General features: G+C 74.4%; 11 protein-coding genes. 6 read left to right on the forward strand and 5 right to left on the reverse strand.

Going from position 1 to position 15,079, the window contains the following annotated elements; all coding sequences use genetic code 11:
- Position 1: 1 nt before the first annotated feature.
- The 4 genes from ACFPFQ_RS18655 to ACFPFQ_RS18670 all read right to left on the reverse strand — a co-directional run bounded on the left by ACFPFQ_RS18655 (position 2) and on the right by ACFPFQ_RS18670 (position 8,149).
- Positions 2–3,568: a protein kinase domain-containing protein gene (locus tag ACFPFQ_RS18655; protein ID WP_379620430.1), complete on the reverse strand. Its 3,567-nt coding sequence runs from the start codon at positions 3,566–3,568 to the stop codon at positions 2–4.
- Positions 3,569–3,636: 68 nt separating this feature from the next.
- Positions 3,637–5,508, reverse strand: a complete 1,872-nt coding sequence (locus ACFPFQ_RS18660; protein WP_379620432.1) for an acyltransferase family protein — start codon at positions 5,506–5,508, stop codon at positions 3,637–3,639.
- Complete coding sequence (locus tag ACFPFQ_RS18665) at positions 5,505–6,617, reverse strand: glycoside hydrolase family 113 (RefSeq protein WP_379620434.1); 1,113 nt, start codon at positions 6,615–6,617, stop codon at positions 5,505–5,507. The genes ACFPFQ_RS18660 and ACFPFQ_RS18665 overlap by 4 nt, the downstream gene beginning before the upstream one ends.
- Positions 6,614–8,149, reverse strand: coding sequence for a glycosyltransferase family 2 protein (locus ACFPFQ_RS18670; protein ID WP_379620436.1), 1,536 nt, complete (start codon positions 8,147–8,149; stop codon positions 6,614–6,616). The genes ACFPFQ_RS18665 and ACFPFQ_RS18670 overlap by 4 nt, the downstream gene beginning before the upstream one ends.
- 154 nt (positions 8,150–8,303) lie before the next feature.
- Here ACFPFQ_RS18670 and ACFPFQ_RS18675 point away from each other — a divergent pair, with 154 nt between their 5' ends.
- Both ACFPFQ_RS18675 and ACFPFQ_RS18680 read left to right on the forward strand, forming a co-directional pair.
- Entirely contained in the window at positions 8,304–8,933 is a 630-nt protein-coding gene (locus ACFPFQ_RS18675) for a class I SAM-dependent methyltransferase (protein ID WP_379620438.1), read from the forward strand.
- The gene (locus tag ACFPFQ_RS18680; protein ID WP_379620440.1) at positions 8,930–10,261 is read left to right on the forward strand and encodes an MATE family efflux transporter; all 1,332 of its coding nucleotides are present in this window, start codon (positions 8,930–8,932) and stop codon (positions 10,259–10,261) included. Before ACFPFQ_RS18675 ends, ACFPFQ_RS18680 begins: the two co-directional genes overlap by 4 nt.
- 2 nt (positions 10,262–10,263) lie before the next feature.
- Here the strand turns inward: ACFPFQ_RS18680 and ACFPFQ_RS18685 are convergent, their stop codons facing one another.
- Positions 10,264–11,910, reverse strand: a complete 1,647-nt coding sequence (locus ACFPFQ_RS18685) for an ABC-F family ATP-binding cassette domain-containing protein (protein ID WP_379620442.1) — start codon at positions 11,908–11,910, stop codon at positions 10,264–10,266.
- A gap of 116 nt (positions 11,911–12,026) precedes the next feature.
- On the opposite strand from ACFPFQ_RS18685, the gene truB reads away from it, so the two are divergent.
- The 4 genes from truB to ACFPFQ_RS18705 all read left to right on the forward strand — a co-directional run bounded on the left by truB (position 12,027) and on the right by ACFPFQ_RS18705 (position 15,047).
- Entirely contained in the window at positions 12,027–12,914 is an 888-nt protein-coding gene (gene truB, locus ACFPFQ_RS18690; RefSeq protein ID WP_379620444.1) for a tRNA pseudouridine(55) synthase TruB, read from the forward strand.
- Between the two features lie 31 nt (positions 12,915–12,945).
- The gene (locus ACFPFQ_RS18695; RefSeq protein WP_379620446.1) at positions 12,946–13,872 is read left to right on the forward strand and encodes a bifunctional riboflavin kinase/FAD synthetase; all 927 of its coding nucleotides are present in this window, start codon (positions 12,946–12,948) and stop codon (positions 13,870–13,872) included.
- 67 nt (positions 13,873–13,939) lie between these two features.
- A complete protein-coding gene (locus ACFPFQ_RS18700; RefSeq protein WP_379620448.1) occupies positions 13,940–14,491 on the forward strand; it encodes an XRE family transcriptional regulator in 552 nt (183 codons plus the stop codon).
- Between the two features lies 1 nt (position 14,492).
- Positions 14,493–15,047 carry a 2'-5' RNA ligase family protein gene (locus ACFPFQ_RS18705; RefSeq protein ID WP_379620450.1) on the forward strand — a complete coding sequence of 185 codons (555 nt, stop codon included), beginning with the start codon at positions 14,493–14,495 and terminating at the stop codon, positions 15,045–15,047.
- Positions 15,048–15,079: the final 32 nt, after the last annotated feature.

The following is a 15,079-nucleotide window of genomic DNA, read 5'->3' on the forward strand; positions in this document are numbered from 1 at the left end:
GTCAACGCTGGACCGGGGAGAGCGCTGCCAGGGAGGAGGCGCCCTGGCTCAGCACGTAGATCCGGTCGCTCGTCGGGCTCACGGCGATGCACACCGGCCCGTCGTCCACCGCGAACGCCTTGGACATCGCGCCGCTCGCGAGGGTGATCGCGCTGACGGTGTCGTCGTCGCGGGCGGCGACGTAGAGCGCGGTGCCGTCGGGGCTGATCGCCAGCCCGATCGGGGCTGAGCCCGCCTTGAACACCTCGGCCTTGGCCTTGCCGGCGGCCGTGTCGACCGTGGAGATCGTCGAGCTGAGCTGGTTGGCCACGTAGAGCGCGGTGCCGTCCGGGCTGACGGCGAGCGCGACCGGCCCGTCCCCGACGGCGATGGTGGACTTCAGGGTGTCGGTCGTGGTGTCGATGACCGACACCGTGCTCTCCCCGAAGTCGCCGGCGTAGAGCGCGGTGCCGTCCGGGCTGATCGCGAGCGCGTACGGGCTCTTGCCCACCGCGATGGGCGCGCCCACCACGGCGTTCTGCGCCGTGTCGATCACGGACACCGTGTTGTCGTCGGCGTTGCCGACATACAGCTTCGTGCCGTCGGGGGAGACGGCGAGGCCGTCGGGGAAGCGGCCGACCGGGATCGCGACCGTCACGGTCGCGGCCTCCGTGTCGATCACGGAGACGGTGCCGCCCTTGGTGTTGGAGACGTAGGCCTTGGCTCCGTCCGGGCTCAGCGCGATGCTGTTGGGCTCGTCACCGACCTTGATCGGTTCCCCGATCGTGGCACCCGTCTCGGCGTCGAGGACCTGGACCGTGTCGTTGGCGATGCTCGTGACGTAGGCGCGCGTCCCGTCCGGGGACAGGCGCACCTCCGCGGGCTGGAGGCCCACGGCCGACGACGTGACCACCGTGAAGGCGGCGGCGCCTCCCAGCAGCCGCGGCGCGACGAAGATCCCGACCGCCACCAGCACCGCGACGATGATGATCGCGATGATCCAGCGCAGCCGCTTGCGGCCCGCCGCGGCCGGTGCCGCCGTCGGGGACGTGGCCGGTCGGGACGCCGGCCGCGACGTGATCCGATCCGATCCGCTCGCCCGGCGCGACGGGATCTGCTCGGTGGCGTCGGCGTTGCGGGTCGAGAGCACCTCGGTGGCGTCGGCAGGCGGGGGCGGGGTGCCCTTCTTGCGGACCGGCAGCATCTCCGTCGGCTCCGCGGCCGCCGGGACCGCGGGTCGCGACACCGTCAACGCCTCGGTGGCGGGGGCGGGTACCGACGGGGTCTTCGACGGTGGCTTGGCGGCCGGCGGCGTACCCGGCCGGCCGGTGGGGTTGCCGTTCGCGGGCCGGTTGCCGGGGATGCCGGTGGAGCGGCCGGGTGCGACCGGGCGGGTCGACGACGGCTGCTGGCGAGCGGCGGCACCGCGGTCCGGGCGACGCACAGGTTGGCTGGGTGTGGCCGGACCCTTCGCCCCGGCTCCCGGTCGGGGCTTCGGCCGCGGGGCCGACTCCGATGCCGGCTTCCGGGCGGCTGCACCCTGTTCCTCGATGCGCAACCGCTCGCGCGCCGCCTGGTTCTCCCGGGCTGCCTGGGCCGCCGCGGCGGCATCCACGCCGGCCTTGGCCTTGGCCTGGGCGGCGGCCTGCAGGGCCTTGGCCTCGGCCACCGCCTCGTCCGTGGCCTTCCCCAGCCAGGGGAGCACGTACTCGCCCGACGGGGTCAGCCCGAACTCGGCGAGCTTGGGCTGCTCGTCGGGGACGTCGGGATCCGCGTCGTCCCAGCCGTGCCGATCCGGGCGGTAGGGGGCGGCGCGGCGGCCGTGACCGGGGCCGGGGCCCTGGGTCGGGACCTTGCCGCGGCCCTGGTTCGACTGTTGCGCGGCGGCTTGTTGGGCTGCTGCCTGTTGCGCGGCTGCCTGTTGCGCGGCGGCGAGCTCGGCTGCTTGCTGGGCTGCTGCTTGCTGGGCGGCTGCCTGCTGTGCGGCGGCGAGTTCGGCTGCTGCCTGTTCCCGCGCTGCCTGTTCCCGCGCCGCCTGCTCGAGAGCTGCTTGTTCTTGCGCAGCTTGTTCTCGGGCGGCCTGTTCTCGGGCGGCCTGTTCGGCGGCGGCCTGCTGTGCGGCCTGCTGGCGGGCCGTCTCCCGCTCCTCGGCGATGAGTTCCTGTGCCGCGAGGTCGCGCGCGACCTTCTCCAGAGCGGCCTGTTCCTGCGCTGCCTGTTCCTGCGCCGCCTGTTCGAGAACGGCCTGTTCGAGAGCGGCCTGTTCGAGAGCGGCCTGTTCCTGGGCGGCCTGTTCGGCGGCGGCCTGCTGGCGGGCCTTCTCCCGCTCCTCGGCGATCAGTTCCTGGACGGCGAGGTCGCGCGCGGCTTGCTCCTGTGCCGCCTGCTCTCGGGCCGCCTGCTCTCGGGCCGCTTGCTCCAGGGCGGCCTGTTCCTGCGCTGCCTTCTCGAGAGCGGCCTTCTCCTGGGCGGCGAACTCGCGGGCGGCCCGTTCCCGTGCCGCCTGCTCCGCTGCTGCCTGCTCCGCAGCTGCCTGCTCCGCAGCCGCCTGTTCGGCTGCCGCGCGGTCCGACGCTGCTTGTTCGGCCGCAGCTTGTTCGGCCGCAGCATCCACCGGCGCTGCGTCGGCCTCGACGTCGGACTGGACGTCGGCCTGCACGGCGGGCTGGATCGTGATCGGGAAGCCGGCCGCTTCGGTCTCCGTGTCGTTCTTGGCTGCGCGGCTCGGCTGCGGGGAGGCCAGCGGGACCTCCAGCGCCGCGCGGGCCGCGGTCGCCAGCGCACCGGCCGTGGCGTAGCGCGTGTCGGGGTCCTTCGCCATCCCGCGGAGCACGACGTCGTCGAGTCCGGGGGGCAGGTCGGCGCGGAACTCCGACGGCCGCGGCGGTGGCAGCTTGAGGTGCGACTGCAGTGACTCCAGCAGGTCCTTCGCGGGGAAGGGCCGCCGAGCGACGAGGCATTCGAACAGCACGCAGGCCAGCGAGTAGATGTCGACCCGAGGGTCGAGCTCACCACCCAGCATCCGCTCGGGTGCCATGTAGGCGGCCGTGCCGACGGCGAGTCCCGGCCGGCTCAGCGTGGCCCCGCCCAGCGTCGTGGCGATCCCGAAGTCGGCCAGGTAGGCGAAGCCGCGCACGGCGGCCTGCTCCGCGGTGCCCACCACGAGGATGTTGGACGGCTTGACGTCGCGGTGGACCATGCCGTCCCCGTGCGCGGCATCGAGCGCGTCGGCCATCTGCGAGATGATGTCGACGGTGCGCGACGGTGAGAGCGGCGCGATGCGCAGCAGCGCCGCGAGGTCGATGCCCTCCACGTAGCGCATGTCGATGTAGAGCTGGCCGTTGATCTCGCCGTAGTCGTGGATCGGGATGATGTGGGCCTCGCGCAGCTTCGCGGCCAGCGCGGACTCGCGGCTGAACCGCACGCGGTACTCGGGGTCGGCAGCGAGGTGGCGCGGCATCCGCTTGAGCGCCACGACCCGGTCGCGGCGGGTGTCGAAGGCGCGGAACACCTCGCCCATCCCGCCCTGACCGAGCATCGCGTCCAGCCGGTACGGCCCGAAGATCTCCGCTCCCGGCTCGGTCTCCACTGCTTCATTCTCCGCGTGTACTGGGGGTGCCGCCGACTCCGGCACGGGGATGGCTCGTCGTCGCGAGGTCAGCACGATGCGTCACCCGCAGCGCTATCGTTCCCTACGCCGCAGACATCGGCTTCCTCATATGCCCTTTCCTGCGTCCTTTCAGCTGTACGCGTGCTCCCGAGCTCGACGGCCACGGCGTTTCCGACGAGCCGTCCGACGTCCGCACGGTGATTCTGGTCGTTCGAACGTCCGTCGCAGACACCGGTCGGGCACATCGTGGACTGGACCGCGAGCGGCACCAGTGCGCTGCGCGCCGCCACGGACTCGGTGATCAGCGCGTCGAGGCAGCGCCCGGTGCGGGTCGCGACCGGTCCGTCGGCGACCAGCACCGGCCGGGACGGGTTCCCGGCCGTCCAGGTGTCGACCGCAGCGCTGACGAGCGGCCGGTACGCGGCCCGGAAGCCGGGGTCGCACGCGCCGGGTGCACCCGATCGCGGCGACGCGTCGACCGCGAGGTCCACCACGATCGCGGCGGGCGACACCGCGGCGATCACGGCCGCCCACTGCTGCGGGCGGGTGTCACATGCCGGTGCCGTCGCCCGCGGCCGGACCGTCAGCCCATCGGGGAGCAGGCCGCAACCCGGCCGGGAGCCGTCGACCACCCGGTAGCGCCCGTTGTCACGCAGGGCGGCCGCCAGCTCGCCCGCGTCGGCGCCGCCGAGCACGAGCACGACCTGGCCGGTGCCGCCCGGGCTGCCGGCGGCGGTGCTCGACAGGAAGCCGCCACCGACGGCCACCGCGAGCAGCGCGACGACCACACCGGTCGCGATCCGGGCGCCCGCCCGACCGCGCGCCACACGCCGCACCATGCCGTCCTGCAGCACGAGCGCCAGCAGCCACGACAGGGCACCGCCGACCCCCAGCAGCGCGAACGGTCGCGCGGCCGGAACCGCCTGCTGCACCAGCCAGAACACGGGCAGGTGCAGCAGGAGCAGCGGGTAGGCCACGTGGCCGAGCTCGAGCGGCAGCCCCCGACCGAGCTCCCGGGCGGGTAGGGAGACGCCGGCGCCCCCGAGCGCGACGAGGAGCAGCGCGGCACCCACGGCGGCGAGCGTCGGTCCACCCAGCGACCACCAGTGCTGCGGCGCCGCAGCGGCGAGCGCGGCCGCGGCACCGATGGTGAGCGACCCTCCCGCCAGCAGCAGCCTGCCGGCCGTGACGGGCAGGTCGCGGGCGCCCCGCGAGGCGACGAACGCCGCGGCCGCCGCCCCCAGCAGGAACTCGGCGGCGCGGACGTGCGTGCCGAGTCCCAGCTCGGCGGCGCCGGCCCCACCGGCGGCCCGCAGCGGCCCGACCAGCGCGGCACCGAGGGCGACGAGCAGCACGGCGAGCCACAGCCAGGTGCGCGGGACCCGTCGCAGGAGGGTGAGCAGCACCGGCCACACCAGCGTGAGCTGCACGAGGATGCCGATGAGCCAGAGCGCGCCGAGCGGGTCGATGCGGCCCGTGTACTCGGCGAAGGGGTCCGTGCGCAGCGATAGGCCCGGCCCGATGCCCAGCGCGGCTCCCCAGGCGTCCAGCATCGATCGGCCGTGGGGGAACGAGGGGAGCAGCTCCCACCAGTTGCCGGCACCGACGACCCCGGCCACGGCGTCGGCCGCGGTGTGGGTGGCGACGGCCGGGGTGCCCAGCAGGGCGGCCAGCGCGACGACGGCGGCCAGTCCGAGCACCATGAGCGGGGCACGGAGCAGGAACTGCTCGCGGTAGTGGGCAACCAGCCCGGAGGTGTCGAGCACCGCCTGCGTCACCCGGTAACCGGCGACAGCGAGCAGCAGGTCGGCACCCAGCAGGTCGAAGGGGACCGCGCCGGTGCTCTGCACGAGCACCAGCACCACGGCGACGCCGGCCAGCCCGACGATCGCGGGTGACGTGCGGGGATGCGTGCTCACGGCGTGCCGGCCCATGCGGAGAAGCACTGCCGGATGGCTTCCTCGGCGGGCCTGCCGAGGAAGGAGTCGTGCAGGTCATCGACGGGGTCGGCGGCTGCGGGATCGTCGTCGAGCTCGAGCTTCCACCAGTACAGGCCGCGGAGACCCCGCTCGCGCGCGGCGCTGCAGGCCGCGGCGAACCAGCGCCGCTGCACGGTCTTGTCCAGCGCTGCGCCCGGTGTGTTGGGGATGGCGGGGTTGTCCATCATCCGCGGTTCGGCCGCGGCGCCCACCTCGTAGAGCACCACGTCCTGGCCGGGTGCCGTGGCGTCGAGCCAGGCCCGCCAGGCGTCGTGCATCTGGGCGGCGGATGCGCCCGCCGCCAGCCCGAGCCGGGGGTAGGCGTCGATGCCGACGCCATCGGCGGGGACACCGGCCTTCGCCTGCGGGTAGGCGTCCCAGTTCGCGGCGTAGCCGATCTCGCCGTGGTAGAGCGTGCGCGCCTGGGCGATCATCGGGGCCCAGTGCGGGTCGCCCTGCAGCGAGTTCAGCTCCGCGGCGATCATGAACGTGTCGACGCGGTGCTGCTGCGCCATCGTCAGGTACGGGCCGAGGAAGTCCTGGTAGGAGGCGTACCAGGCGTTCCGGTCGACGGGTTGGAGGCCGCCGCGCCAGTCGCGGGCGTCGTGCTGCAGCAGGTTGGCCTCGTCCAGCAGCGGTCGGACGGCGACGCGCAGCCCGCTGCGACGGGCCTCGTCCACCACCACGGCGAGCCGGTCCGGCGTCGGCGTCCGGCGGTCGGTCAGCACCGTGCTGGCGGTGATCGACTCGCTGTAGAACGGGAACGAGATGCTGGCCGCGTTGGCCTCCATCCCGATGACGTGGTCGAAGATGCGCTCGGCCTTGCGCCGGATCAGCTCGGGCGTGTCGGCCGGGTCGTCCACCCAGTAGACCTGCACGCCCAGCTCCGGGCGGCCCGGCCGCCACGGATGAGCGGGAGCCGGACCCGAGGCGGCGGTCTCCGCACCGCTCCAGGTCCCGAGCAGCGAGATCGCGCCGGGGGTGGCCCAGGTGGTGATGCCGACGGCGAGCACCAGCGCGGTGCCCACCAGCCAGCGCCAGCCCGTCATCGGGGTTTCGCGATCACGGTGAAGGTGGTGGTGTCGTGGCGGATGAACCGGACGAACCCGCGCAGGACGCCAGCGGCCTCCCACAGCGAGAACAGGGGCATCAGCGCGACCACGGCGATCGACTCCCACCAGATGCGGCGCGGGTCCGCCGACGCGCGGACGTTGATCTTGAGGCCCTCCCAGTAGCTCCAGATCTGGTAAGCGATGTTGACGGCCCAGACGGGCAGCAGCAGGGCGGTGACGGGCAGGGTGTCGACCTGTCCGAGCAGCCCGCCCGCGAGCAGCACGACGCCAACGTGCTGCAGCGGCCCGCAGGCCCAGACGATCATGTTGTGGATCAGCAGCAGCCTGCTGCGCAGCGGCATCCGCCGGTTGGCGGCCAGCTCGAGCAGGCCCCACGCCCAGCGCTCGCGCTGCGTCACGAAGTCCTTGACGCTCACCGGGGTGGCGCCAAGGCAGCGGCCGGGGAACCAGTCGCTGCGCCCGGGGTGGCGACGGGTGAACTCGAGCGCGAACTGCGCGTCCTCCACCATCGCGCGCGGGCCGAAGTCCCAGCCGATGCCGGCCTCGATCGAGGCCCGGACGAGCAGCAGCTCACCGTGCAGCCCGGCACGGGGCGTGCCGCGGCCGGTGGTGGCGGCGAACGTCGAGATGTCGCAGGCCGGGCGGACGGCGTCGGCGAGCCAGACCAGCCGGTCGGTGCCGTGCTCGCGCGGGTAGGTCAGCACGCCCTGGGTCAGGTGCAGCGCGTCGGCGCCGCGGCCGCGCTGGTCACCGACGAAGCGCGCGAGCTCCTCGGCCGTGTCCAGGTCGACGCCCGTGTCGTCGTCGAGGTGCAGCACCCACACGTCGTCGCGCGCCTCGCCGTCGGCGATGCGGTGCACGTGGGCGTAGTGGTTGGCCCTGGCCTTGAACTTCGTGCCGTTCGGGGTGCGGTAGCGGGCCGGCACCATGATGACCCGCGCCAGCGCCGTCGTCCGGGCCAGCTCGCGGATCTCGGCCTCGGCCGCGCAGCCCTCCTCGATGACGATGTCGATCGTGCGGTCCGGGAAGAACGGCGCGAGCCGGGCACAGGAGCGCACCACCCGGTCCAGTGCAGGCAGGGTGTCGTAGCGGCCGATCGTCGGGATCACGACGACGAGGCGGTCGGTGCGCACGTTGTGCGTCGGTCCGCGCCGCCGGGCCGCCCGCAGGCGCCGCACCGTCCGCAGGCCGCCGTAGGTGCCGATGAGCGAGGTGAAGACAGGCAGCGTCCACATCACGGTGGTGACCCAGCTGATGGCATGGACCGGCCCGTGGCCCTGCCAGGCCCACAGCGAGGTGCTGAGCGCGATCACGAACACCACGGGCAGCGCAACCAGGCTCGGCTGCACGGCGCTGCGGGGACGCAGCAGGGGCTTGGGCGCGCTCACCCGGGGCGCGCTCACCCGGGGCGCGGCCGCCGTCCGGGCGCGAGCACGCGGCGCCGGAGCGTGGATCTCCACGGTCCGGTCGGCCGGGTCGATCGCCGGCTCGGCAGTCTGCGCTGTCACCAGATGATGATCGTCATGCCGGCCCGCCGGGAAATATCCCCGCGTGGACACGAGCCGTACCGAGAAGGGGAAGGGTTCTCTTACCGTTGCGCCACCCCGCGTTACGGTGTCCGGGTGACGAGGACCTTCCGTGACGGTTGAGCCAGGACCCGACGTGACCGTTTCCCCAGCACCGGGCCCCGCGGCCCGCCGCGCGTTCCTCGCGGCGGCGATCCGGCGGCCGGGCACGATGGGAGCGGTCACACCGAGCTCCGAGCGGCTGGCGGGTGTCCTGTCGTCGGTGGTGCCGCGTACCGGCCGGCCGGTGGTGGTGGAGCTGGGGCCCGGAACGGGTGCCGTCAGCCGGGTCATCGCCGCGCGCATGCCGCCGGGCGGGCGCCACCTCGCCGTCGAGCTGGACGCCGACATGGTGGCCTACCTGCGGCGCACCAACACCGACCTCGACGTCGTGCACGGCGACGCGCGGCACCTCGCCGGCCTGCTCGCCGAGCGCGACATCGCCCACGTCGACGCCGTGATCTGCGGGCTGCCGTGGGCGCTGTTCGACGACCCGACCCAGCAGACGGTGCTCGGCGAGGTGAGCCGCGTGATCGGCGACACCGGCGCGTTCACCACGTTCGCCTACCTGCACGGGATGACGCTCGCCGCGGCCCGCCGGTTCCGCCGCACGCTGCGCGAGAGCTTCGACGAGGTGCTGGTCAGCGCCACTGTGTGGCGCAACGTGCCGCCCGCGTTCGTGTACGTGTGCCGGCGGCCGACGGCGCATCAGCTCCCCCCGGGGTGAGCGACCGCGTTCCGGCGCGGGAGATCGCGCGGCTGGCCGCACCGGCGCTGCCCGTGCTGGCCGCCGAGCCGCTCTACCTGCTCGTCGACACCGCGGTGGTGGGGCGCCTCGGTGCGGTCTCGCTGGCCGGGCTCGCGGTGGCCGGGGTGATGTTCGCGCTGGTCACGAGCCAGCTGACGTTCCTGTCGTACGGCACGACGTCGCGCGCGGCCCGGCTGCACGGTGCCGGTGACCGCCCGGCGGCCGTCGGCGAGGGCGTCCAGGCCACCTGGCTGGCGCTGGGGATCGGCGTGGTGCTCTGCGGGATCGGTGAGCTCGTCGCGCGGCCGGTCGCCGAGGCGCTCGGCAACGGCGGCGCCATCGCCGACGCGGCCGTCACCTGGCTGCGGGTGGCGCTGATCGGCGCGCCGTTCATCCTGGTCTCGCTCGCCGGGAACGGGTGGATGCGCGGCGTCCAGGACACCGCCCGCCCGCTGCGGTTCGTGCTGGCAGGCAACGCGCTGTCGGTGATCGGCTGCCTCGTGCTCGTGCACGGCGTCGGCTCGTGGATCGGGCTGGGCCTCGTCGGGTCGGCCGTGGCCAACGTGATCGGGCAGGCCGTCGGCGCCGCGCTGTTCCTCGTCGCGTTGTGGCGGGAGCGGGCCGCCGGGCACGTCACGTTGCGGCCCGACCCGGTGGTGCTGCGGGCGCAGCTGGCCATGGCGCGTGACCTGGTGGCGCGCAGCCTCGCGTTCCAGGCGTGCTTCCTGTCCGCGGCGGCCGTGGCCACCCGGTTCGGCGCGGCCAGCGCGGCCGCCCATCAGATCGTGCTGCAGCTGTGGTCGTTCATGGCGCTGGTGCTCGACGCGGTGGCGATCGCGGCGCAGTCGCTCGTCGGGGCGGCGCTGGGCAGCGGCGGCGTGCAGCGGGCGCGAGCGCTCGCCGGGCAGGTCACGCGCTACGGGCTGGTGTTCGGCATCGCGTTCGGGGTGCTCTTCGCGGTGCTGGCAGGCGTGTTGCCGCCGGTGTTCACACCCGACCCGGCGGTGCTCGCGGCCGTGCCGATCCCGTGGTGGTTCTTCGTGGCGCTGCAGCCGGTGGCCGGCGTCGTCTTCGCGCTCGACGGGATCCTGCTCGGTGCGGGCGACGCCGCGTTCCTGCGCACCTCCACGCTGGCCGCGGCCGTGCTGGGCTTCCTGCCCCCGATCTGGGCGTCGCTGGTGTTCGGCTGGGGGCTGGCCGGGATCTGGTCGGGCCTGACGGCCTTCATGCTCATCCGGCTGGTGGCGGTGGGCACCCGCACCCGCTCGGGCCAGTGGGCGGTGACCGGCGCCGTCCGCCCCCGCTGACGTCAGCGCACGTCCCATACCGGCTCCGGCGTCTCCTGCACCTCGCCGTCGCCGCCGAAGAGCACGAAGCGGTCGAAGCCGCGGGTGAACCACCGGTCGTGCGTCACGGCCAGCACGGTGCCCGCGAACGCCGCGAGTGCCTGCTCCAGCGCCTCGGCCGAGGCCAGGTCGAGGTTGTCGGTGGGCTCGTCGAGCAGCAGCAGGGTGGCACCCGAGAGCTCCAGCAGCAGGATCAGCACGCGCGCCTGCTGCCCGCCCGAGAGCGTCTCGAACCGCTGCTCGGCCTGCCCCTGCAGCTCGTAGCGCGCCAGCGACTTCATCGCGACGCCCAGCGTCAGCCCGGCCCGGTCGACGTCGCCGCCGACGAGCACCTCCTGCAGCGTCTTGCCGGTCAGCTCGGGCCGGTCGTGGGTCTGCGAGAAGTGCCCGGGACGCACCCGCGCACCCAGCCGCGCCATCCCCTCGTGCGCCACCGGCCGCATCGCCACGCCGCTGGCCGGCACGCTGTCGGGTTCCGGGTCGGTGCCGCCGCGCGCGAGCAGCCGCAGGAAGTGCGACTTGCCCGTGCCGTTGGCGCCCAGCACCGCGACGCGGTCGCCGAACCACACCTCGAGGTCGAACGGGAACGTCAGCCCGTCGAGCTCGAGCTGCTCGCAGATCACGGCGCGCTTGCCGGTGCGCCCGCCGCCGAGCTGCATCTTGATCGACTGCTCGCGGGCCTTCTCCTCCGGCGGCCCGGCGTCCAGGAACCGGGCCAGGCGCGTGCGCGCGGCCTGCAGCTGCGACGCCATGCCGTCGTTGTGGGAGGCCTTCGCCTTGTAGTAGGCGACGAGCCGCTCGAGCTTGAGCCGCTCCTCGTCCCAGCGCCTGCGCAGCTCGTCGAGCCGCTCGTGGCGCGCCACCCGCGCGTCGTGCCACGACGCGAACCCGCCGGGGTGCACCCACGCCGAGCCGCCCTCGACGGTGACGATCCGCCTCGCGGTGTTGGCCAGCAGCTCCCGGTCGTGGCTGACGAACAGGATGCTCTTGGGCGACTCGGCGATCCGCGCCTCCAGCCAGCGCTTCCCGGGCACGTCGAGGAAGTTGTCGGGCTCGTCGAGCAGCAGCACCTCGTCGGGGCCGCGCAGCAGCAGCTCCAGCGCGAACCGCTTCTGCTCCCCGCCCGAGAGCGTGGCCACCTTCCGCTCCCGCACCGCGTCCCACGGCAGCCCCAGCGCCGCGACGGCCGCGGTGTCGAACTCCACCTCGGCGCCGTACCCGCCGGCCTCGCCCCACGCGGCCAGCGCGTCGGCGTAGCGCAGCTGGGAGCGCTCGGTGTCGTCGAGGGCGTGCTCGGCGTCGCGCAGCCGCTCCCCGGCCGTGCGGACGGTGGGCGGGGCGAGGCTGAGCGCGAGCTCGGCGAGCGTGCGGCCATCGGAGATCGACCCGATGAACTGCCCCATCACACCGAGCCCGCCGCTGCGCGCGATCGACCCGGCCGCGGGCGTGACGTCGCCGGCGATCATCCGCAGCAGCGTGGTCTTGCCCGCCCCGTTGGGCCCGACGAGCGCGACCTTGGCGCCGTCACCGACCCGGAACGAGACGTCGGACAGCAACGGGCGGCCATCCGGGAGTACGTAGCCGATGGCCATGGCCTCGATGTGTCCCACGAGAAGCAGATGGTGGGTGATGGGAGGGGCTGCCGTCGAGGGGATTGCCCAGGTCGTGGTCGGGCGTCCGACCCTGCCCGGCCCCGTGGCGGGGACGGCCGGGAGAATCGCCACCCGTGCCGACCCCCGCAGCAGAGGTTCCGTCCGGGCTCGTCGTCGTCGACAAGCCGGCAGGGCTGACGTCGCACGACGTGGTGGGCAGGCTGCGCCGCATCCTGCACACCCGCAAGATCGGCCACGCCGGCACGCTCGACCCGATGGCCACCGGCGTGCTCGTCTGCGGCGTGGGGCGCGGCACGAAGCTGCTGGGCCACCTCGCGCTCGATACGAAGGCCTACACCGCCACCATCCGGCTCGGGGCCGCCACGAGCACCGACGACGCCGAGGGCGAGGTCGTGTCCACCGCCGACGCCTCCGACGTCACGGACGCCGCCATCGCGGCGGGCATCGCGGCGCTGACCGGCGCGATCGAGCAGGTGCCCAGCTCGGTGAGCGCGATCAAGGTGGACGGCAAGCGGGCCTACGCCCGCGTCCGGGCGGGGGAGGAGGTCGTGCTCCCGGCCCGTCCCGTCACGGTGTCGGCGTTCACGCTCCTGCGGCGCCGCGGCGCGGACCTCGACGTGCTGGTGGAGTGCACGTCCGGCACGTACGTCCGCGCGCTGGCCCGGGACCTGGGCGGGGGGCTCGGCGTCGGCGGCCACCTCACGGCGCTGCGCCGGACCCGCGTCGGACCGTTCACGCTCGAGCACGCCCGCACGATCGAGCAGCTCGAGGCCGACCCGGCGCTGTCGCTCGGGCTCGACGACGCCGTCGGCGTGGCCTTCCCGCGCCGCGACGTCGACGCCACGCTCGCCGCCGACCTGTCCCACGGCCGCCCGCTGCCCGCCACCGGGCGGTCCGGCGTGTACGGCGTGTTCGCGCCGGAGGGGCGCGTGCTGGCGCTCGTGCAGGAGAGCGGCGACGCGGCGCGTCCCGTCGTGGTGTTCGCCCCGGCCGGGAGCTGACACCGCGACCCGCTTCCGTAGGCTGGCCCCCGTGCAGCGCTGGCGGGGACTCGAGGCCGTGCCGACCGGTTGGGGACGCAGCGTCGTCACCGTCGGCGTGTTCGACGGCGTGCATCGCGGCCACCAGCAGCTGATCAGCCGGGCGGTGCAGCGGGGCCAGGAGCGCGGGCTTCCGACCGTGGTCGTCACGTTCGACCCGCACCCCGCCGAGGTGATCCGCCCCGGCAGCCACCCGGCCCGCCTGACGTCGCTGCGCCGCCGCTCCGAGCTCGTCGCGAGCCTCGGCGTGCAGGCGTTCCTCGTGCTGCCGTTCTCGGTGGAGCTCTCCCGCATGGAGGCGCCCGAGTTCGCCCACGAGGTGCTGGTGGAGCGGCTGCACGCAGCCGACGTCGTGGTGGGGCGCAACTTCACGTTCGGCCACCGCGCGGCGGGCGACATCGCGCTGCTGGGCCGGTTGGGCGAGCGCTTCGGCTTCGGCGTGGAGGGGCTGGACCTCATCAGCGACGACGGCGTCACGTTCTCCTCCACCTACGTGCGGGCCTGCATCGACGCGGGTGACGTCACGGCGGCCGCCACGGCGCTCGGGCGGCCCCACCGCGTCGACGGGGTGGTCGTGCACGGCGCGCGCCGTGGCCGCGACCTGGGCTTCCCCACCGCCAACGTCGCCACCGCGCCCTACACCGCGATCCCGGCCGACGGCGTGTACGCGGGGCGGTTCGCGATCGGCGACCGGCTGCTGCCCACCGCGATCTCCGTCGGCACCAACCCCACGTTCTCCGGCCGGGAGCGCACCGTCGAGGCCTACGTGCTGGATGTGGACGAGAACTTCTACGGCTTCGACGTGGCCGTCGACTTCGAGCACCGGCTGCGCGGGCAGGAGCGGTTCGACGACGTCGACGCCCTGATCGCCCAGATGCACCTCGACGTCAAGCGCACCCGCGAGCTCCTCGCCGGCTGACGGGGGTTGCGGGCACCAGTTTTCCCGTTCGCCCACGGGGAGCGGCGCGGGCTGCGAGCATCGGGGCATGACGCCGACCGTGACGATCTCGCCCGGGGCACGCATCGCCGTGAACCGGGAGCGACAGCGGGAGCTCTACGGCGCCCCGCTCGGCGACCGGGTGCGCAGCCTCACCGCGGCGCTGGGCATCTCGCAGGCCCGGCTCGCCCGCACGCTGGGCATCAGCCCGGCGATGCTCAGCCAGCTGGTCAGCGCCCGGCGGGTCAAGATCGGTGATCCGGCGGTGCTGGCGCGGATGCTGATGCTCGACCAGCGCTGCCGCACCGTCCGGATGCCGGCCGATCCGCATGCCGTCGAGGTCCTGCTCGTCGAGGTGGCGGGGGCGCGGTGGCAGTGGACGGGTGGCGGTCGCCCACCGGCGCAGCGCCATTCCGCCGGCTCCACCGGCAGGCGGCGACCGGCGGCCGAGAGCGGTTCGCGGGCCGTGCCGTCGGCGGCCGACGCGTTGCGCGGCATCGCGGCACCGGCCCGGCTCGCCGCCGCGGCCGCCACGCTCGCGTCCTCGTTCCCCGAGCTCGCCGAGGTGCTGCGCCAGGCCGCGGCCCGGCCGAGGAGCTGACGTGCGCCTGTTCACCGCACTCTGGTTGCCCGCCGACGTGGTCGCATCGCTGCAGGCCGACACGGCAGGCCCAGCCGCGCCGCGGGGCTGGCGCCTCACCGCCCCGCGGTCGTGGCACATCACGCTCGCCTTCCATGGTGAGGTCGACGCCGGCGTCCACGCCCGGCGCCTGGAGCGCACCGCGCACGGCGCACCGGCGCCGGTGCTGCGACTGGTCGGGTCGGGTGCGTTCCCGCGGGTGCGCTGGGCCGGGGTCGAGACGGGTGCCGGTGGTGAGCTCACCGACCTCGTGGCCGCAGCGGGAGGCGATCGGGCCCTCTTCGTCGCGCACGTCACGGTGCTGCGGATGCGCGCGCGCCCGGGTCGCGACGCCGATCCCGATCCCGTGCCGTGGTGGGCGGGCCACACCGGCCGCTGGTGGACGCCTCCGGAGGTGCTGCTCGTGGCGAGCGAACCGGCCAAGGGCGGGCCCCGCTACCAGGTGGTGCACCGCGTGCCGCTGGCCGTGGGCCCGACGGTCGGAGGCTTGCCTTCGGGTAAGGCAATACTGGCGTGACCTGGGCCGGTGCCTGCCCGTCGAGGTGACTG

Source organism: Pseudonocardia sp. GCM10023141, assembly GCF_042653605.1.

What these genes read in the sequence shown, in the direction of transcription:
- ACFPFQ_RS18700 (WP_379620448.1), top strand. Translation starts at nt 13,940, where the DNA reads ATGACGCCGACCGTGACGATCTCGCCCGGGGCACGCATCGCCGTGAAC.
- ACFPFQ_RS18665 (WP_379620434.1), bottom strand. Translation starts at nt 6,617, where the DNA reads ATGACGGGCTGGCGCTGGCTGGTGGGCACCGCGCTGGTGCTCGCCGTC.